This window comes from Nakamurella sp. A5-74, from assembly GCF_040438885.1.
Taxonomy (GTDB): domain Bacteria; phylum Actinomycetota; class Actinomycetes; order Mycobacteriales; family Nakamurellaceae; genus Nakamurella.
Genome location: NZ_CP159218.1, coordinates 486122 through 505943, shown reverse-complemented (window position 1 = coordinate 505943; position 19822 = coordinate 486122). Strand labels below are relative to the sequence as shown.

General features: G+C 69.4%; 16 protein-coding genes. 4 read left to right on the top strand and 12 right to left on the bottom strand.

Features of this window, described 5'->3' with window-relative positions; genetic code table 11:
* Positions 1 to 319 precede the first annotated feature (319 nt).
* The 8 genes from ABLG96_RS02280 to ABLG96_RS02245 form a co-directional block, all read right to left on the bottom strand.
* Complete coding sequence (locus ABLG96_RS02280; RefSeq protein WP_353649810.1) at positions 320 to 2284, bottom strand: prolyl oligopeptidase family serine peptidase; 1965 nt, start codon at positions 2282 to 2284, stop codon at positions 320 to 322.
* A gap of 48 nt (positions 2285 to 2332) precedes the next feature.
* The gene (locus ABLG96_RS02275) at positions 2333 to 3448 is read right to left on the bottom strand and encodes a DUF6802 family protein (protein WP_353649809.1); all 1116 of its coding nucleotides are present in this window, start codon (positions 3446 to 3448) and stop codon (positions 2333 to 2335) included.
* Positions 3449 to 3561: 113 nt separating this feature from the next.
* Positions 3562 to 3813 carry a hypothetical protein gene (locus tag ABLG96_RS02270; protein WP_353649808.1) on the bottom strand — a complete coding sequence of 84 codons (252 nt, stop codon included), beginning with the start codon at positions 3811 to 3813 and terminating at the stop codon, positions 3562 to 3564.
* Between the two features lie 93 nt (positions 3814 to 3906).
* Entirely contained in the window at positions 3907 to 6198 is a 2292-nt protein-coding gene (locus ABLG96_RS02265; protein ID WP_353649807.1) for a dynamin family protein, read from the bottom strand.
* 80 nt (positions 6199 to 6278) lie between these two features.
* A complete protein-coding gene (locus ABLG96_RS02260; protein ID WP_353649806.1) occupies positions 6279 to 6698 on the bottom strand; it encodes a nucleotide exchange factor GrpE in 420 nt (139 codons plus the stop codon).
* 37 nt (positions 6699 to 6735) lie between these two features.
* Positions 6736 to 8373: a dynamin family protein gene (locus ABLG96_RS02255; protein WP_353649805.1), complete on the bottom strand. Its 1638-nt coding sequence runs from the start codon at positions 8371 to 8373 to the stop codon at positions 6736 to 6738.
* A gap of 17 nt (positions 8374 to 8390) precedes the next feature.
* Entirely contained in the window at positions 8391 to 10406 is a 2016-nt protein-coding gene (locus ABLG96_RS02250; RefSeq protein WP_353649804.1) for an Hsp70 family protein, read from the bottom strand.
* A gap of 154 nt (positions 10407 to 10560) precedes the next feature.
* Entirely contained in the window at positions 10561 to 10818 is a 258-nt protein-coding gene (locus ABLG96_RS02245; protein ID WP_353649803.1) for an ANTAR domain-containing protein, read from the bottom strand.
* A gap of 356 nt (positions 10819 to 11174) precedes the next feature.
* On the opposite strand from ABLG96_RS02245, the gene ABLG96_RS02240 reads away from it, so the two are divergent.
* The 3 genes from ABLG96_RS02240 (at position 11175) to trmB (ending at position 13924) form a co-directional block, all read left to right on the top strand.
* On the top strand, positions 11175 to 12278 hold the full coding sequence (locus ABLG96_RS02240) for an ABC transporter ATP-binding protein (protein WP_353649802.1): 1104 nt from the start codon (positions 11175 to 11177) through the stop codon (positions 12276 to 12278).
* The gene (locus ABLG96_RS02235; RefSeq protein WP_353649801.1) at positions 12275 to 13042 is read left to right on the top strand and encodes a hypothetical protein; all 768 of its coding nucleotides are present in this window, start codon (positions 12275 to 12277) and stop codon (positions 13040 to 13042) included. The genes ABLG96_RS02240 and ABLG96_RS02235 overlap by 4 nt, the downstream gene beginning before the upstream one ends.
* Before the next feature lie 135 nt (positions 13043 to 13177).
* Positions 13178 to 13924, top strand: a complete 747-nt coding sequence (gene trmB / locus ABLG96_RS02230) for a tRNA (guanosine(46)-N7)-methyltransferase TrmB (protein ID WP_353649800.1) — start codon at positions 13178 to 13180, stop codon at positions 13922 to 13924.
* 118 nt (positions 13925 to 14042) lie between these two features.
* Here trmB and ABLG96_RS02225 read toward each other — a convergent pair whose 3' ends face one another.
* The 4 genes from ABLG96_RS02225 to arcC form a co-directional block, all read right to left on the bottom strand.
* Positions 14043 to 14900, bottom strand: coding sequence for a M23 family metallopeptidase (locus tag ABLG96_RS02225; RefSeq protein WP_353649799.1), 858 nt, complete (start codon positions 14898 to 14900; stop codon positions 14043 to 14045).
* Positions 14901 to 15049: 149 nt separating this feature from the next.
* Positions 15050 to 15949 carry a peptidoglycan-binding domain-containing protein gene (locus tag ABLG96_RS02220; protein ID WP_353649798.1) on the bottom strand — a complete coding sequence of 300 codons (900 nt, stop codon included), beginning with the start codon at positions 15947 to 15949 and terminating at the stop codon, positions 15050 to 15052.
* Positions 15950 to 16111: 162 nt separating this feature from the next.
* Complete coding sequence (locus tag ABLG96_RS02215) at positions 16112 to 17263, bottom strand: ring-opening amidohydrolase (protein ID WP_353649797.1); 1152 nt, start codon at positions 17261 to 17263, stop codon at positions 16112 to 16114.
* Between the two features lie 75 nt (positions 17264 to 17338).
* Positions 17339 to 18346, bottom strand: coding sequence for a carbamate kinase (gene arcC / locus ABLG96_RS02210; RefSeq protein WP_353649796.1), 1008 nt, complete (start codon positions 18344 to 18346; stop codon positions 17339 to 17341).
* Between the two features lie 115 nt (positions 18347 to 18461).
* Here arcC and ABLG96_RS02205 point away from each other — a divergent pair, with 115 nt between their 5' ends.
* Positions 18462 to 19778: a glycosyltransferase 87 family protein gene (locus ABLG96_RS02205; protein ID WP_353649795.1), complete on the top strand. Its 1317-nt coding sequence runs from the start codon at positions 18462 to 18464 to the stop codon at positions 19776 to 19778.
* The last annotated feature ends 44 nt before the right edge of the window (positions 19779 to 19822 follow it).

The window sequence follows — 19822 nt, the reverse complement described above, 5'->3', positions numbered from 1 at the left end:
CATGAACACCAAGCCCGCCTGCAGCCGTCAGGCTCTGATCGTGCTGCCTGCACTGCTGCTCGCGACCGGGTGCGCTGGAGCAGTCACCGTTGGGGTCCCGTCCGGAGTCGGTTCGAAGAGTTCGACGCAGACCGACCTGGCCCCAGCACCACCACTGGCCAAACGGGCGCACCAAGGGTCTCCGGTACGTCAGCGGTGCCGGGCACGTCAGCAGCGGGTCCGTCGGCTGGCGATCGGTGTCAGGCTGTCGGGGTTCGCTGCCTGCTCAGGCTGACCGGCGGCCGATCCGAGGTCGGCGCTGGCCGGCGGGTGATCCGGATCAGAGGTTGTCGATCTGCAGGTCCGGCACCGCGTCCGCGGGCTGGAAGCCGAAGATCCGGCCGTAGAAGGCCAGCTCGCTGAGTGTCGCGTCCCGTACCGACTCGGACGTGCGGAACCCGTGCCCCTCACCGGCGTACATGCGCAGGGCGACCGGACGCCCCTTGGCGCGGACGGCATCGGCGATGCTGGTCGCCTGGGCAGGCGGAACGACCTTGTCGTCCTCGCCCTGCAGCACGAGCAGGGCACAGTCGAACCCGTCGACGTGGTGGATCGGTGAACGCTCCTCGTAGCGGGCCTTCTCCTGCGGGTACGGGCCGACCAGTCCGTCGAGGTACCGCGATTCGAACTTGTGGGTGTCGGTCGCCAAGGTCTCCAGATCACCGATGCCGTACCGACTCACCCCGACGGCGAAGGTGTCGCGGAAGGCCAGCGCTGCGAGCGTCGTGTACCCACCTGCACTGCCGCCCTTGATCACCAGCTTGCTCGGATCGACCACCCCGGAATCGACGAGATGCTGTGCGCCGGAACAGCAATCGTCCACGTCCACGATGCCCCAGGTGCCCTGCAGCCGATCCCGATAGGCGCGCCCGTAACCGGTGCTGCCGCCGTAGTCGACGTCCAGTACGGCGAAACCGCGGCTGGTCCAGAACTGCGTGCCCAGTGACAGGCCGGACCTCGCCGCGGCGGTCGGGCCCCCATGGCTGAGCACGAGCAGCGGGGGCAACGAACCGGCGGGAGCGTGGGCAACAGGGTTCTTCGGGAGGTACAGGTAACCGAAACTCGTTGCCCCGTCAGGGGTGTCCCACTGAATGGGCTCTGCGATCGACAGCAGCTCGGGATCGAGATCGATCTCGACGCTCCGCCGCAGGATCTGTTGGTGCCCGTCGGGCGCGACTCGTACCACCGCGGCCGGGCGGTCCGGGAACGAGGCCACCAGCACGATCCCGCCGTCCGGGTCGGAGACCAGCTCGCTGCACCCGGCGAACGAGGCAAGGGTCGAGACCGCTGCCGGCCTCCCTGCGGGGACGCGGACCAGCGTGACCCCGCCTCTGTCATGTCGCCGCAGCACGAGCGAGGAAGCGTCGGGTGCGGCCCACCCCGGATCGCTGAACACCCACGCGGGGTCCGCACAATCGGCCCGCACCGGGTAGGCCGGCGCACCGTCGATCACCAGGTTCCAGAAACCACTCTCGTCCGTGCACCAGACTTCTCGGGAATCCGGGGTCCAGCCAGGTTCGGCGATCGAGACGCCCGGTCCTCCCGCGAGCCGGTGTGCTCCGGCCCCGTCCTGGTCGCCGGACCACAGAGTGGTTGCATCCCAAGGCATGTCGGGGTGTTCCCAACTGAGCCACAGCAGCCGGTGTCCGTCCGGTGAGATCCTCGGCGACGACACGAAATCGTGTCCGTCCACCAACAACTCACCCTCGTCGTCGCCCTCGGCGTCCAGACTCACCGCGACGATCGTGTTCACGCATTCCAGGGGCCCGCCGGCCTCACCCACCCGGCGGTGGTCCTCGCGGACGGCGAGCACCCGCCGTCGCGACTCATCCAGCACCGGATCCGCGTACCGCAGTACCCGACCCGGCAGGTCAGGGGTGAGCGGCCGGGGCTCGTCGGTGGAGTCCACCCGCTGCACGTACAGTCGCCCGTCGGCGAAGTCGGAGAAGACCAGCACCCCGTCCTGGACGCGATAGCTGGTGCCGCCGTACTCGTGCACCCCGTTGCGGACGTTGAAAGGCGCGGGGGTGACGTCCTCGCGACGTCCATCGCGCCATCGCACCAGGACGGAACGTCCGGCCTCGGAGGCGCGCGATTCGAGCCAGTAGACGGATCCGTCGGCGTGGTCGCACTGGACCCCGGACAGGCCCACCGACCCGGCGGTGATCATGTCGAGGTCGATCGGTGAGGGCCAGGCGCCGTGGGGAACAGTGGAGCTGCTGGTCGGGGTGGAGTCCGCAGTCATGCGTCATTCCTACCCGGAGCCGCACACGACTGCCGGGCAGGGGGAGCCTCAGGCGGGGACGAACTCGCCGTTTTCCCCGAGCGTGCCGGTGGCTGCTTCCTCCCAGCCGCCGACGCCATCCGGTACTCCGATGGTGACGGTGCCGTCGGTGTTGATCTGGGTCACCTGATCGGTGAGACCATCGCCGTCGACGTCGGAGTAGCCGACGACGGTGCCGTCGGCGAGGGTGGTGATCACGGTGTCAGCCCGCCCGTCGCCGTCGAAATCCTCCGTAGGTACACCCAGCTCGTAGGTGATTCCCTCCGGGTCGGTGTAGACGATCGGAACGCTGCCCGCCGTGTCGTCGGGTGCGGTGGACTCGGACGCTTCGCTCTGTCCGACGGCGGGATCGGCTGCCTCCGAGGCATCGGCGGTGCCGGCGGGCAGCAGCCCCCAGGCAACGCTCTCGGCGGCCGGGCCGTCCTGGCGGAGATCGTCCGTGGTGGTACCGGTTCCTTCCGACGGAACGAAATGACCATCCGGATCGAGGGTGCCGGTCTGAGCGACCTCCCAGTCGCCGGAGGAGTTGACGACCGAGATGGTGACGTGTCGGTCGGCGGTGATCTCGGTGATCTGGTCGGCCTCGCCGTCGCCGTTGCGGTCGGTGTAGCCGATGGTGGATCCGCCGTCACCCTGCACGACGGCCGTGTCGGCGGTTCCGTCGCCGTCCATGTCGACCGTCGGCGGCCCCACGTCGACGGATCGCCCCTGGTCGTCCACCACCGAGATCACGGTGCTGGAAGTCTCGCTGGAATCGTCACCGGTCGTGTCGCTGCCGGTGGTATCTCTACCGGTCGTGTCGCCGCCGGTCGTGTCGCCGCCGGTCGTGTCGCTGCCGGTGTTCCCACTGCTGTCGGTGCTGTCGGACGAGCTGGTGGTGGCGTCCTCTCCCGAGACGTTCTTCTCCTCGAGTACCTCACCGTCGGCGCCGAACGTGGTGCGGGAGTCGACCTCACCGTCACCGTCGGTGTCCGTGAACATCACCGTGTGGTCGTCGATGCCGATGATCACCGAATCGGCAACGCCGTCGTGGTCGGAATCGTAGGAGGCCGCCCCGAGGCTCTCGTGGTCCATGACCAGCTCGTCGCCCGGCTCCACCTGGTCCGGACCGTCGCTGTACTCCATGGTGCTCTCCTTCTGGGCGGTGATGGCCGATGGTTGGGGGTGTGACTCCGGGCCCGCTGGATCGGTTCCCGGATGGTCGGCGCTGCGACCACGAAACCGCCGTGGCTAGGTGATCAGTCCGGTGCCGCGTCCGGTGCCGAGCGGCCGAAGAGTCGGCCGAGGTCAACCGGGATGATCGGCACGGTGCCGGCAGTGTGCGGCCGCAGATCCGGCCGGGACGCCGCCCGACGACGGCGTCGGGCGCTGTCGGCATCGGCGACCGCCTGCTGCACGGCTCGCGGCAACTGCATCCGGAATCCGGACCGTTGCTCCGGGCGGCGCGGGGTCGTCGGCGGAACTGGTGGGACGAACGCTCGAGCCGGCATGGTGTCCTCCTCGCCCGGGCGGGCGCCCGGTCGTCTCAGCTCCAGTGTGGCCCATCCGATCGCGGCGGCGGGGATCGATCGACATCCCGCTGCTCAAGGACCCGGAGGCACCCACAGCGATCGCGGCCCGGTGGGTGAATCGTCGGCTGCCACCTCGGGGATCCGACCGGTGCGGTCCACGTCGCGTTCGGCAACCGGACCGGTCTGCACCGGCGAAGAGGGTGCGGATGGATCGGCATCCGGCCGCGAACGGCCTCGCCCGGCGATCGCGGCCAGCGTGGAGCCGGTGGGGATGATCGGCGTCCGGGTCACGGTCGGCCCGGTCGGGAACGGTGCCCGCGGCATGCTTCCCGGCACCGGCCGTACCGGGGCCGGGGTACTGCGGATCGGTGTCGGTTGGGTGACGGCGGGATCGGGCTCCGGTGGTGCGCTGCTCCGCGGCGACGTCCGGACACCGGGGTTCGGCCCTGCCGCCGGCTGGGGCACCGGCTGCGTGCCCACCGCTCCCAGTGCGCCGGCGCCCAACATCACGGCGCCCACCCCCGGAGTCCGCTGTACTCGCCGGATCAGCTCCTCCCCGGCGCCGACCAGCGTTGCCCCCGACTTCCCGCGGTCGACCAGTGCCCGAGTGCGCGCGGCCCGCTCCGTCGCGTCCAGCTTAAGGGCGCTGTCGACGTCACGGATCTCGGTGTCGATCGCCGAGACCTGTTTCGTGAGCACGTCATCCAATGCCAGGGTGAGCTGCTCGTCGGCCTCGATGAACTGTTCGGCGATGTTCTGGTCGATCTGCGCCTTGGCCTCCGACAGCACCTCCATCAGCCACTGCTTGAGATGGGCCTTGTCCTGGACCCGACGCCTCGATCGCACCATGAAGAACGCGGCCGCGCCGCCCAGAGCCAGTGACACCGGCAGCAGCACGACGCCGAAAGCCGCCGGGAGCACTGCCCCTGCGCCCATCCGCACCAGACTGCCGAGGGTCAGACCGATCCCGCCGCCGGCGAACGACATGATCGTGTCGTCGGCGTTCTTCGTCCGTTCTGGCCCGCGCGTCACCAGCGGCTCGTACGGCCTGGTCGCGAGATGCCCTGCGAGGGTGGCCAACTCCGTCGGGGTGAACAGGTCCGCCAGCACCGAGTTGACGATCTGGTTCATCGCCTCGAGCAGTCGGCGGTGCGCGCGCGCCGTCATCGACTGCGCATAGGCATCGATGTGGAACGGCAACTGCCGCAACTGGTCTGCGTCCGCGGCGTCGATGGCGCCGCGGAACAGGTTGAGTGCTTCGCGGACCTCCCTGGCCGTCTCGTGCGTCAGGTCCACCCTGGCCCGTTGGATCTGGGCCCGCAGGATCACCTGCCACGATCGACCGCCGCCGGTCCGGCGCCGCTCCAGCAGCTCCTCCTTCCGCAGCCGCAGGTGCTCCACCTGTTCGGCCCCCGAGGTGAGGGTGCGACGTTCCGTCTCCAGGCGGACGAGCTCGCCGGCCAGCACGGTCACGGCTGTCCGGATCAGGTTGGCATCCGCCAACAGTGCGGCCCGGCCGGACACCTCCTGGGTCAGGACGGACCGCAGTTCCTCGATGCCGGACTGGGCCCGGACCACCTGGGCGATCCGGGCGTCCGGCTGCGCATCCGCCGCCACCGCGAGGGTGCTGGACACCGGATGGAACGGGGCATCCGTGAACCGCGGGACGTAGCGGGCCAGCAATTGCTGGTCGGCGGCGACGATCTCCCGCCAGCCCCGGTAGGAGTCCGTCTTGGTGACGACGAAGTGGACGGCGTCCACCCGGTCGGTCACCGACTGCAGGAACCCGATCTCCCCTTGCGAGAAGGGCGCAGAGGCATCGACGACGAACAGCAACGCGGTCGCGCCGGCCGCCGCCTCCGCAGCCAGGTCGGCATGACCGGGCACCAGTCCGCCCACGCCCGGAGTGTCCAGCAGGACCACCGCGTCGAGCAGGGCGGACGGTACCGCGAGCTCGATCCACCGCGGCGGCGGCAGGTCGCGGTCCGCCTCGACGGAGGCGCCCATGGTGGCCCAGCCGTGCAACTCCGCGATGGGGAACGAGATGTCGGCCATCCCGGGGCCGAAGTGTGCGATCGCCCGCGCCGGTGGCGCACCGTCCGCCGCGCGGCTGATCTGCAGATAGGTCGAGGTCGCCAGACCCGCATCCACCGGCGACAGGTTAGGCACTCCCAGCAGAGCGTTGACCAGGGAGGACTTGCCGCGGTTGGTCTCGCCCACCACCACGACCCTGGGGATCCCGGCGGGGCGACGGGCACTGGCCAGCACGGCCGCCGTCTCCGCATCCCTGGGACGCACCCAGGCAACAGCCTGCTCCCGCCACTGGCGGATCGCCTGCGGGAGCGCCGGCGGCGGAGATGTCATGGCGATCACGCTACTGGCCCGCACCGCCGCGGCCGGGAGAACGGTGGCCGCACCGCTCAGCCCCACGGCCGCGCCGTGCGTCAGCCGCGTCGGTAGACGACCACGATCGGTTCCCGCAGCACGGTTCCGCGATCGGTGAACCCGACCACCTCGGTCTCCGCGACGGTGTCGACCAGCGCAGGGTCATCGGTGCTCTGCACACCCCCCACCTCGTGCCGCGCCGGATCGAACGGCGCCCCGTCCGGTCGCTCGACACTCACGCCGATGGCAGCGAGTCCAGCGGTGAGCCGTTCCCACACACCCGGGCTCCGGGCCCGGTCCCAGGCATAGATCAACAACTCGAGGAGCGCCCGACGCTCTGCGGCATCGTCGAAGTCCGGCCGCTGCACCGGTGGCTCGTCCCCAGCACCCGGGACGTCCGCAGCCTCGATCAGACCGCTCGGCGCATCGTCACCGGATCCCTCACCGGCTGCGTCCACCGGGTGCTCCTGCGGGCTCATCCGAGCCTCCCTCGATTCAGTCCGGTGACGGCGGTAGTCATGGCCGACCGCCGGCCGGTCCCGGCGAGCGACCGCCCGCGAGCCCCTGGGGTGTCGTCGGCCGATGGCCCGAGAGCTGTTGCCACAGCAGGAAATAGGCGCGGTGCACCACGTGCGCGATCCGGGCCTGGGCGGGGGTGGCACCGAAGGAGGCGAAGGAGCGCCACCAGCCTGCCCGCTCCAGCGCAGCCGTCTGCAGCTGCGCCGAGGACGCCTGCGGCAGACCCAGCATCTCCTCGGGGTGCGTCGAGGATCCCAGCCGGAGAATCTCCCCGGTCAGGTCGGTGTCGAACCGCACCGAGCCGCCCGACACCAGGGTGAGCGCCTCCATCAGCCGGAGTTGGTGTGCTGCGGGACGTTGCAGCAACATCTCGATGCCGTCGGTGATCCGTTGACGTTCGTGCACATCGTCGGTGACGGACGCCAGCAGCCCGATGGAGGCCAGTGCGGCCGATGCCTTGATCCCGTCGGCCCGGAGACGGAACACCTCGCCCAGCCGACGACGCAACTCCTCGAGGCCCGACCTGGCCGAGAGTCGACGGCGGAGTTCACCTGCGGAGATCGCCGGCTCAGCGCGGATCTGTTGCACCGCAATGTTGATCCCGTACAGGTCCAGCAGTTGCAGCAGCCGCATCCGGACGGCGGTCGCCACCTCGCCCGGCACCCCAAGCTCCAGCGTGGTGAACAGATCGGCAGCCATCATCATCGCGTCGAACAGTGCTGGGTCGACGCCGGCCAGGGTGCGCAGAGCCTCCGCATCCGCGCCGGTGAACGCGCCGGTCTCGGACGTCTCGGCGAGCAGACCGTTCATCGGCAGCACGTCGGCAACCCGTGGGCGCAACAACGCCGCCTGGCTCTGTGCCACCAGCCGAGCTGCCGTCCACGCGTCACCACCGGATCCTTCGACGCTGTCGGCCGGGATGGTGTCCGCCTTGTTGAGCACCCCGAGGGCGTTGACCGGTCCGGCATCACGGGAGGCAGTGGCCGCAGTGAAGGCCGCGAGCACCTGGGTGTCGTCGGAGCGCACGGATTGGGTGAACACGTAGACGACGGCCTCGGCGCCGGCGACGGCGAACTCCGACACCCGGTCGAGGCTGTCGGACTCCGCGCCGGTGCCGGCCTCCGCGTCCCCGGCGGCGCCCTGCTGGTTCGCCGTGCCCAGCAACGCTTCCGTCCGCGAGACCGACGCCGTGTCCATCGAGCCGAGCCCCGGTGTGTCGATCACCGTGACGTCCGCCAGCAACGCGCTGGTCAGGTAGGCCTCCAGGTGCGAGACCTCGTCGATCGAGATCCCCGCAGCGGACGTGAGGTCTGGCGGGATGCCACCGTCGGGCGCGAACGGCACGGTTGTCCGGCGGCCGTCACGGTGCACCACCTCGATCCGGTCGACGGTGCCGTACTGGAAGCGGGTGACCAGCCTGGTGCACTCACCGATGTCCGTCGGCGCGACCCGGCGGCCGATGAGCGCATTGACCAGGGTCGACTTGCCCGACTTGATCCGTCCGGCGACGGCCAGCTGCAGCGGGGTGTCGAGCCGCCGCAGGATCTCACCGATCCCGCCGGCGGTGCGCGGCGACACCTGCGGCAGCAGCGCCCGGCACAGCGCGGCCACCGACTGGGACAACGGGCCTTGCACGGTACGTCCTCCTGGCTCTAGCGCGGACGGTAGGACAGGTCGAAGAAGTCGAGCAGATCATTGGCCGAGGACGACTGCACGCCGATGATGACGCCCACGTACTGACCGCTGTCCACGCCCCAGGCGATGGCGGGCACGCCGTCGCCGCTGCCGCTCGAGTCGGTACCGAACACCGCGAGGTGATCGGCCACCACCACGTTCAGCGTGCCTGCGGCACTGGGGATCTGACCACCCTTGGTCTGCACGCTGAAGGTGCCGTCGCGTTTGCGGTCGGTGGTGATCTGCGCCAGCAGTGTCTGGGCGGCGGCCGGATCCGGAGTACTGAACAGGAACAGCAACGTCCGTCCGTACAGGCCGTTGGTGTCGTCCTCGGGAATCTCGCACCGGATGATCCGGGGGGCCTGGTACGGCTGCGGCGGATTCAGCTTGTTGAAAGACGCGGTGTTGTCGCCGCAGTTCTCCAACTTGTCCGAACTCGGCCCGAGGAAGTCGAACTCCGTCTTGGACAACAGCTTCCCGGGTCCGAAACCGGTCTGCGACGGATCGGCCGGGGTCGGCCTGCCGGTCGACGCGGAGGACCCGGTGCTCGGGGCGCCGGTGTTCGAGACGCCGGTCGTCGAGACGCCGGTCGTCGGTGGGTCGGTCGGCGTCGGATCAGCAGTGCCACCGCCGAAGGGCTTGATCACCAGGAACGCAGCGACCAGGACGGCAACGACGGCCACCACCACCCCGCCGATCAGCAGGGGGGATCGGCGTTTGCCCTGCGCCGGCGGGCCGGACCCGAACTGGCCGGGGTACGACGAGCCGGTGACCGCACCGGGAGGAGGCTGTGCACCGGAGGGCTGGTGAGCCCCGCTGGCCGGGCGCACCGGCCCGGTGTGCGACGGGTTCGGACGGCTGGGCGGTCCGACGGGGAACGCGCCGGAGCTCGGTCCGCCGACCGCCGTTGTCCGATTGCCCTCGCGCTGTACCGGTACCAGCAGGGCGCCGAGCGCGACGGCGGTCTCCGGCTGGTCGAGGGCTACCGGGACGACTCCCAACTGGTCGGCGATCAGGGTGGCCACCAACGGAATCCGGCTGGACCCGCCGACCAGGAAGATTCCCGTCACCCGCTCGGCCCCGACTCCCGCCGACCGCAGCGTCGACTGCAGGACCTCGATGGAGCGCATCAGGTTCGGCCGGATCAGACCCTCGAACTCGGAGCGCGTCAGGTGCACGTCGTCGAAGGGATCCGGCAGTGCCACGTCGGTCTGCGGATACCCCGACAGTGTCTCCTTCGCGGCCCGGACATCGTCCGCGAGGGCGCGTGCTGCACGGCGGGCCGAGGAGTCCGCCGGCCGCAGGATCTGTTGCCAGCGGCCGGGATCCGTTGCACTCGCCGTGCGACCGACCTGATCCAGCACCGCCTGGTCGAAGTCGAGACCACCCAGGTCGGACAGTCCGGCCTCGGCCAGGACGTGGAACTGCTGGTGCGATCGTCCGACGACCGCGATGTCGAGGGTGCCGCCGCCGAGGTCGTACACGGCGACGGATCCACCCGGCGGCAGTTCACGCCCGGGCAGCCGGGTGTACTGCGCCGCGGCAGCAACGGGTTCGGGGATCAGGACCAGGTTCGTGCCGAGGCCTGCTGCCCGAGCGGCAGTGATCAGGGTGTTCTGGCGGGGTGCTCCCCACTGCGCGGGATGGGTGAGTCGGATCTCGTCTGGGGCTGCGCCACCGAGCTGACGTCTGACCTCAGTCGCCACCGTCCGCAGTACCGCGGCGATCAGATCGACGACCTTGACGACCGTGTCACCGAGCAGGACGTCGCCGTCGTCGATACGACGCTTCGGGTTGGGCTCGTAGCGTGCCGGATCCAGCCGCGCCTTGCGCTGCGCTTCCCGGCCGACGGTGATGGTGCCGTCGGTGTCCAGGAACACGGCCGAGGGCAGCAGCGGCGAGGTGTCGAAGGTGAGGGTGCGCGGCGCCTGGCCATCGACGGCCAGCGCGACGACGGTGTTGGAGGTTCCGAAATCGACGGACAGCAACCGCATCGTCAGGTGTGTCCCCTCGGTGTCGTCAGCGGATCCGCACAGCGCGTCCCGGCGCTGGTCCCGTGCACAGCTCTGTCCAGCATCGTGCCATGCCCCGGCGCCACCCGGACCCGGATCGGCGGTTCGACGCGGTCCTGGGTCCGTGCTGTCAGATTCAGAGGTCATCCGTGACGCCCAGGAGCATGCCGGTGTCCAGCAGTTGCTCGACGAGATCATCGATCCTGGTGCCGGTGTCCTGCGACAGGCGGTGCAGCACCGTGACCGCCGCGGACGCGCTGATCTGCAGCTTCTCCATCAGGATCCCCTGGGCCTGGCCGATCCGGTGCTGGGACTCGACAGTCCGCCAGAGTCGGTGCTGATTAACGCTGTCGGCGATCTGCAGCTTCACGATCGCAGCGGCGATGTCCATCATGGGATCGACCGGGTCAGGACGAGCCTGACCGGCTCGCTTCCAGGCCGGTGGGGAGCGGGTCCGACCACTCGGCGGCTCCTCGGGATCCGCAGCCGATTCCTGGAGCGCGAGCGCCGGACCGGCGTCCCACCGATCACACCTGTCCAGACCCGCCACCCGATCGACATCCAGGGTCAGCCTGGGTGCTTCCCCTGATCCGCTCCCGACCCTCCCGCGGGATGCTCGGAGGCAACCACCGGAACCGCCATTTCGGACATCCGGCGGCACCCACCAGGCATCATGAACGCGCATGCCTGCGCACACGACGAGGGGAATCGATCCGTGAGACGAGCACCATCCGATCAAGGGGGAACCCGATGATCGAGGCCAACGGGCTGACCAAGGTCTACGGCCGCACGGTCGCCGTCGACAATCTGTCGTTCACGATCCGTCCGGGCATGGTCACCGGCTTCCTCGGACCGAACGGTTCCGGCAAGTCGACCACCATGCGGATGATCCTGGGTCTCGACCGTCCACAACGGGGCCAGGCGACCATCGGTGGCCGCCGCTACGGCGATCTGAAGAACCCGCTCCGTACTGTCGGTTCCCTGCTGGATGCGAACTGGGTGCACCCCAACCGCACCGCCAGGGCGCATCTGCGGTGGATGGCCACCGCGAACGGCATCCCGAGGTCGCGGGTGGAGGAAGTGCTCGGGATCGTCGGACTCTCGAGCGTCGCCGGCAAGGCGGCCGGCAAGTTCTCCCTCGGCATGAAGCAGCGGCTGGGGATCGCCTCGGCACTGCTCGGTGACCCCGAGGTGCTGCTGTTCGACGAGCCGGTGAACGGACTCGATCCCGAGGGCATCCACTGGATCCGCACCTTCATGAAAGACCTTGCGACGCAAGGTAGGACGGTGTTCGTCTCGTCGCACCTGCTCAGCGAGATGGCACAGACCGCCGACCATCTGATCGTCATCGGTCGTGGACGGTTGATCGCTGATGCGTCGACGAAGGAGTTCGTCTCGCAGTCCACCGAGTCGAGCGTGCTGGTCCGCAGCCCGCAACTCGACCGGCTTCCGGAGCTGCTCGGTACGTCAGGTCCCGGGGTCAGCGTGCGTCCCTCGACGGACGGCGCCGGGCTGACCGTGCTCAACCTGCCGATCGAACGGATCGGCGAGATCGCTGCCGAGCACCGCATCGTGCTGCACGAGCTCAGCCCGCAGACCGGATCGCTCGAGGAGGCGTTCATCCAGCTCACCGGCGGATCTGTCGAGTACTCCGGACAGGGTCGGGCACCCGGAAGTGGGGGGCCGATCCCCGGTGGGCAAGGATTCGCCGCTCCGCCCGGTCACCGGTTCCCCGATCAACCGTTCCCAGGCGGCCAAGGGCCCGCCTTCAGCGGACCGGCCGGCCCTCCGGTCCAGCAGTCGGCGCCGACACGGCCGTCGCCCACCGACCGACCCGACACCGAAGGGCGGTGACGACGATGCTGCGCACGTTGTCCGTCGAACGCATCAAGCTCCTCTCCACCCGATCGCCCTACTGGTGCACGGTGCTGATCCTGATCAGCGTCTGGGGCATCGCGCTGGCCGTGTCCCTCGTCGAAAACGGTCGGGATGCCTCCGTGGCGTCCTCCCAGTTCGGCGGTCGGTTCGGAATGCTGACCTTCCTGGTGATGGCCGCGCTGGCCGTCACCACCGAGTACCGCTTCGGCACCATCCGCAACAGCCTGTTGGCCGTTCCGAGTCGGACGGTCCTGCTGGTCAGCAAGACGGTCGTGATGGCCCTGATCGGAGCCGTCATCGCTGCCGTCGCCTCCGGCGGCGCATTCCTGCTCACCCAGGCGCTGGCGAAGGCACCGCGGGACGGGGCGATCACGCTGGATTCCGACGGCGCCGTCCGCATGGTGTTCGGCTACTGCGCCCTGTACGCGATCGGCGCGGTCCTGGCTGTGGGGATCGGTACCCTGCTGCGGCAATCGGCCGGGGCCATCACGCTGCTGCTGCTGTGGCCGCTGCTCGCCGAACAGTTGGTACTGCTGATCAGCCCGTTGCGCGACCTGGTGCCGTGGTTGCCGTTCAACGCCGCGTTCACGTTCGTCAACGGCGAGGATTCCGGCGGGATGTTCGGCGGACTGTCCGGTTCCGACGGGCCCACGCCGGCCCAGGGACTGCTGATCTTCGGCGCGACCGCGCTGGTGATCTGGCTGCTGGCCCTGCTCACACTGCAGCGCAGGGACGCCTGAGCTTCGCACCCGATGCTCCCGGAGGGGCGTCATGGAACCGCTCGAGCTGCACCGGTTCCGTGACGCCCTCTCGCGCGTCGAAGGCTGCCTGCACATGGCGGAGTGGCGGGGGGCGGGCCCGTAGAGTCGCGTCCCATGCCATCGTCACGGATTCCCACCCCTGGCACCCTGCGCCCCGGTGGTGAGCCGGCCGACGGAATGCCGGAGCACTACCGCCGCATCGTCAGCTTCACCTCGCGCGGCGGACGCCTGAACCAGGTCCAGAAGCGTGCCTTCGACGCCTACGCGGACCGCTGGTACCTCGAAGCCACCGATCTCGGCGGGGCGATCGACTCGCCGTCACTGTTCGGCCGCGACGCACCGCTCGTCATCGAGGTCGGTTCCGGGATGGGCGAATCCACCGCAGCGATGGCGCAGGCCCGCCCGGAGGTCAACGTGCTGGCGGTCGAGGTCTACCGGCCGGGGATCGCCCAGACGCTGCACCATCTCGCCCGCCGAGGTGTCGAGAACGTCCGCGTCCTTCGAGCCGATGCCGTCCCGGTGCTGGACGAACTGGTGTCGGCCGACTCGCTGGAGGAGCTCTGGCTGTTCTTTCCCGACCCATGGCCGAAGAACAAGCACCACAAACGTCGGATCGTCACCGACTCCTTCGTCACCCTGGTGGCCTCGCGACTGCGGCCCGGCGGCGTGTTCCGGCTCGGTACCGACATCGAGCAGTACGCGGAGGTGATGCTCGAGGTGTGCTCACGGAATCGCCTGTTGCTCAACAGGAATGACAGTTTCGGGCCGCGGCCGGAGTTCCGTCCGACGACCCGGTTCGAGGGCCGTGGGCTCGACGAGGGCCGGGCAATCTTCGACCTCGAGTTCGAACGGATCCGCTGAACTCGTTGTCTCCCACCACATCAGGGTCGTCCGCACAGTGCGGACGACCCTGAGCTGCTGGATCAGTTCTGGGACGGGTCTCGTCTCCTGCGTCCGCTCGACCAGCGTCCCAGCATGATCAACCGCAGTGGCTGTAGGCGGAGGTCCAGGTGGTGGACCCGACCGACCCGCCCCACTTGACGCACTTGCTCGCCGCCGAGGCGGTCACCGGACCGGCGTAATAGGCGAAGCTGCCCGAGTCCTTGATCACCGAGCCGCCCTCCACCTGCAGGGTCGCACTCACCGCGCTGGCCGTGCCGAGCGAGACACCCTTCAGCGTGGTGACGCAGTTCTTGCCGCTGCCGGAGTTGTACATCAGCACGATGCTGCCGTTGCCCAGGCTGTGTCGGTCGATCTCGGTGTAGCCGGAGCCGCAGACCTCGCCCGCGGTGTACGGATTGCCACCGCCACCGCCACAGTTGTTCTTGCTGGTGAAGCTGGTGTGCGCGTAGTACGGCACTGCCACGCCGTTCAGCACGGCCCTCTGGGTGGCGCCGTTGAGGTTCTCCTCGAAGTGCAGGTGCGGCCCGCTGACGTTGCCCGTCGCGCCGGCCTTGCCCAACTCCTGGCCCTGCGTGACGGTGGCGCCGACGCTCACCCCGCGCACGCTCAGGTGCGCGTAGCGGGTCCGCCAACCGCCGCCGTGGTCCACTTCGATCCAGCGTCCGTAGCTGGTGCCGGTCGGCTCGTCCTCGGAGCGGGTTACGGTGCCGCCGGCTGAGGCGCGGACGGACACACCGGTGATCCCGTCCTTCTGGAAGTCGACCGAGTTCGCCGGGCTGTGGCCACTGAAGGTGGCCGCGGTCGCGGTGAAACCGCAGGCGAAGGGCATCTGGAAGTTCGGCATGGCGAGGGCCTCGGTCGAGGCGGCGACGGTGAGGCCGCTCGCGATCAGGAGTGCGGCGCCTGTGGCGCCGAGCATGCGACGGAAGTTCATGTCTACGAAGACCTTTCGGTTCGGTGGGGACGTGATGACTCGTCTTTGCTTGCACCGGATCGGTGTCCGGATCGGTGCCGACGCTCCTTCCTGTTCGATGCAGTGTTCGCCGGCGTGCGGGCGGACCGGCGGGGGGACCTGCGGGCAGGTCAGGCTCGCTGGTACTCCTCCCACGTCACCTTGGTGATCTGCGGTCCGTCGTCCGGTGCGCCGCTGGCCAGACCGTTCTTCCCGAGGTAGTAGTCGCCCACCTGGTGCTGGGCTCCGGAGGAGAGGTCGGGGTCGCTGATCGCCTCCGCGTGGATGTGGAACGGCCAGTCGGCCTGGTCGGGGGTGCGCAGCCACGCGGCGAACCCGACCGCGCGCAGCTTCCCGACCAACTTCGTGCGGTTGGCCGCGGAGATCCCGCTGACGGAGATGTCCATCGCCCCGCCGCCGTCGTGGGTTCCCGCCGATGCGGGGTCCCCACCGACGTTGTAGGAACCCTGGGTCAACACGACGGTCGCGCCGTACAATCCTTCCGCGGCCAGCAGCATGGCCTTCGTCCGGGCGTTGAGGGTCACGCCCCGGAAGCCGGCGCGGGCACCTGCCGAGATCTTGTTCGTTACCCCGAACCGGTCGGTGCCGAGCTTGGTCAGCGAGGTGGCACCCGGCAGCCCGGATGCGTCCAATCCGCTGTAGCCCAACGACTTCTGGTACGCCGCATAGGCAGTGACGGTTCGGGTGCCGAAGTGCCCGTCCACGTAGCTGCTGTCCAGCAGACCCCGATCCGCCAATGCCTGTTCGACGAGCACCACCGACGCCTTGGCGCCAGGGGTGAGGGCGGTGTCCGGCCGGCGCGGATCGATCTGCGCGGCCTTCAGGACCGCCTCCATGTTCACCGACGGCAGCGCGGCCGCTGCCACACCCCCGCCGAACAGCACCCCACCGGCGGTGGCGACGCCGGCGGTCACCACACCGCCGAGGAACATCCGCCGGGAGGGCCCCCGCCGGGGGAAGCGGGCATCGTCGGAGCGCGAGTGTCGGTCGCCGGTCACGGTGTCGCACATCAGCAGTGCCTCTCGGTCGATGGTGTCTCTGTTGAGAGATACCACCGATGAAATGGCTTTGCTGGTTGAAAAGTTACTCGGTCATGGGGACCTGTCCCCATCCACGCTCAGGACAGCAGGTCCCGAACTCGTTGTCGGACAACGAACCGCGGCCGCTGTCCGTCAGGGGGCCGGGTATCCCGACGGCTCGTCGCCCAGATCGATGATGGCTGCGACCGGTCCCCCACCCTCCGGCCCCTGATGTGCCGCGGACACTGACACGAAGACGGCCGGGTCGCCGGTGACGGCCGCGGTGACGCCGCCGACGCACGACTTGATCTGCCGGTGCCAGTGCACGTCCGAGTCGTCCAGCATCGCGTTGCGACGCCCGCGCACCTCCCCGTCCCGGGAGACCTCGCACTTCAGGAAGACGTTGACCAGCCGCCCCTTCAGGTCGCTGTGGTGCGGCCTGTCGGGCAGTTCGAGGCCGGCGTCCTTGATGGCCGACCAGATCCCGTCGGCGTCCAGGGCGTCGTTCATCACGGAATGGCCGATCCGGTAGCGTCCGCCGATCCCGCGAGCGTTGCCGACGACGACCACCTGCGCCTGGTCCAGCTCCACCCCGGAGGAGCACGAGGCGACCGAGGAGAACAGCCCGCGGTTGTGCATCACGTCGGCATCGGTGGGCATCTCGATCTCACCGAGCGCGACCGCGACTCCCAGTGCGGTGCAGCCGTTCGAGAGGTCCATCGACTCGTGGGTGTGCTCGGTCCACACGCTCTTGCCGCGCGACTTGGCGTCCCGGATCGTGTGGATGGTGAGCAGCGGGGTCTTGGTCTGGACGTAGTGCACGTCGGCCGGGTCGGTGATCCCGGCCCTGGCCATCGCCTCGGTGACCGCGGCGGCCACCTTGCTGATCATCGGCGTGTAGCCGATCTCCTCGGGCAGCAGCGGTTCGCTCATCGCAAAGCCGACGGTCAGCCGCGGCTCGTCCGTCTGCAACGCGACGTCGACCGGCACGGTGGCGAAGATCGTCGCGTGCGGCGAGATGACCCCGTCGGTGCCGCCGGACCAGACGATCGGGATCTGCTTGACCTCGTCGGCGCTGCGGGTGCCCTTCGCGGCGATCACCTCGCGGAACGCCCGATCGGCGATGATCCGGGTGTAGTCGTTGACCCCACCGTTGCCCTCGGTCTTGCCGATCACCGCGATGACCCGATCGGCCTCCAGGATGCCGTCGTCGATCAGCTTCGCCAGCTCACTCGCATCGGAGACGGAGTGCAGCGGAACCTTGCGGACCTCGATCGGCTGCGGTGCGGTCAGTGCGTCGGACATGCGGATCTCCTCGGTGTGCGGGTCTGCGATCTGGTGCTGCAGGGGCCCAGGACGGACGGTCGATGCGGGGACGGGTCAGTGATGCGGGGGTATCGCGCTCCGATGTCGAACCACGGTGGCGATCTCGCCGCGGGGATCGGTGACGGCGGCCGCGAGGAACTCGAGCGAGGTGATGATCGACGTCCGACCCGGCTTCGCGGCGAACCGCTGCGCCGCAGCCACCTTCGGCGCCATCGATCCGGCCCCGAACTCTCCGGCGGCATGATGCCCCGCCAGGGTGTCGGGGTCGATCTCGCCGATGTCGGCGGCGGATCCGGTGCCGTGGCCGAGCACGGCATGGCTGACGTCTGTGGCGATCACCAGCGTGTCGCAGTCGAGTTCCTCGGCGAGCAGCCCAGCAGCAAGGTCCTTGTCGACCACGGCCTCGATGCCGCGCAGGGCACCGTCCGGATCGCGGACGACGGGAATGCCACCCCCGCCGGCACAGATCACCACCACGCCGGCCCGGACCAACGTCCGGGCGACGTCGGCGTCCAGGATCTGCTGTGGCGACGGAGAGGCGACCACCCGCCGCCAGCCCTTCGCGCCGAAGTCCCGCCACTGCTGGCCGAGCGCGGTGAAGCGCACGGCTTCCAGAGCGTCGACATACCGGCCCACCGGTTTCACCGGATCGTGGAAGGCAACGTCGTCCTCATCGACGAGGGTGCGGGTGACGAGCGGAACGGCGCGCCGGGCGATCCCGCGGGCTGCGAACTGGTGCTCCAGGGCGTTGACGAGCACGAAGCCGATGGTGGCCTGGGTCTGTGCGACGCACCAGTCCAGCGGGACCGGCGGCACCACGGCTGCGGAGAGCTCGTTCTTCACCAGCAGATTGCCCACCTGGGGTCCGTTGCCGTGCGCGATGGCGACCTCGACGCCGGCGGCAACGAGGGTGGCGATGTGCCTGGCGGCCTCGGTCAGCGCGGCGATCTGGTCGGCCTCCGTCGCCCGGCCGTCCGCACCGGTCATGGCGTTGCCGCCCAGGGCGACCAGGACCCGCTGCGGACCGCCGCGCGGGCCAGCCTGGGTCGCGGGTGCGCTCATGAGGTCCGAGCCTAGGAACTGCCCGGTCCCCCACCGTGGGCAACATCTGACGACGGGCGTCCGGTCCTCCGGCGGATTCCGCCCGGCAGGCGACCGTCCGGGCATACTGATCGTCATGGTTGGCTCTGGGGGACTTCGTAGCTCTGCTGCGCGTTGGCTCGCGCTGGACCTCTCGCAGCTGGGTCGCGACGACCGACGCCGGGCGATCATCGGCGGTTCGGTCATGCTGTTCGTCGCCATCGCGGTCGCGATGCTCAACTACTTCCTGCGCGGCCCGAACCACGACCAGTACGACTTGCGGATCTACTACAGCGCGGTCACCTTCTGGCTCGACGGCAACAGCCTGTACGACTTCGCGCAGCCCGATCCGGTCAACGTCAGCCTCGGGTTCACCTACCCGCCGATCGCTGCGATCCTGATGGCTCCGATGGAGTTGATCCCGGTCGGCATCGTCGTGGTGCTGCATTTCGTGGTGCTGATCGCCTGCAGCGTCGTGCTCGCGTGGCTCTACCTGAGGCACTACTGGGAACTGCGGCCGTTCCAGATGTTCATCGTGGTCGGCGTCGTCTGCGCGCTCGGTTTCCTGCTGCAGCCGATCGCCCAGAACATCGGCTTCGGCCAGGTGAACTTGCTGTTGGCTGCCCTGGTCGTCATCGACGTCCTGGTGCTGGGCGGCCGCGGGAGTCGATGGTTCGGCGTCGGCATCGGCCTGGCCATGGCCCTCAAGCTCACCCCCGGTATCTTCCTGCTCCTGCTGGTGCTCGACCGTCGCTGGCGAGGGCTGCTGACCGCGGTCGGCAGCGCGGCCGCGGTGATCGCGGTGGGCTTCGCGATCAACTGGTCGGACTCGGTCCGCTACTACACCGACCTGATCTGGGAGTCGGACCGCGTCGGATTCCTGGACAATCCGGTCAACCAGTCGTGGAACGGCACGCTCGCCCGCTTGACGGCGCCCGAACAACCCAGCCGCGCCCTGTGGCTGCTGGGGGCCCTGCTGGTGGTGGCGCTGGGTGCTGTCCGGATCCGTCGCGCGCTGCGGGCCGGCGACCTGGTTGCCGCGCTGACACTGACGGGCTTCGTCGGCGCCCTCGCCAGCCCGGTGACCTGGGTGCACCACATCGTCTGGGTGCTGCCGGCCGCGATCGTGCTCCACCGCTACTTCTGGGTCCCCACGGCGGACGGCGGACGGCGGGTGTCCCGGCGCGCGCTGCTGCTGAGTGCCACCGGGCTGTTCCTGTGGGTGTTCGACATCCCGTCCACCTTCCACCTCCCGGACACCGGCTTCGAGAGCCTGTCGTTGGGCAGTGCTGTGATCGCGAGCCAGCAGTTCATCTGGTTGGTGCTCGCCGTCATCATGTTGCCGATCGGAGCGGCCGCTGACCGGGCGCCCTCCCGTTCGTCGACCACACGGGTCATCCACGCCGGGAGCTGATCTCACGGTCGTTGCGTGACCAGCGCCTCGTCGAGCCGAGGTTA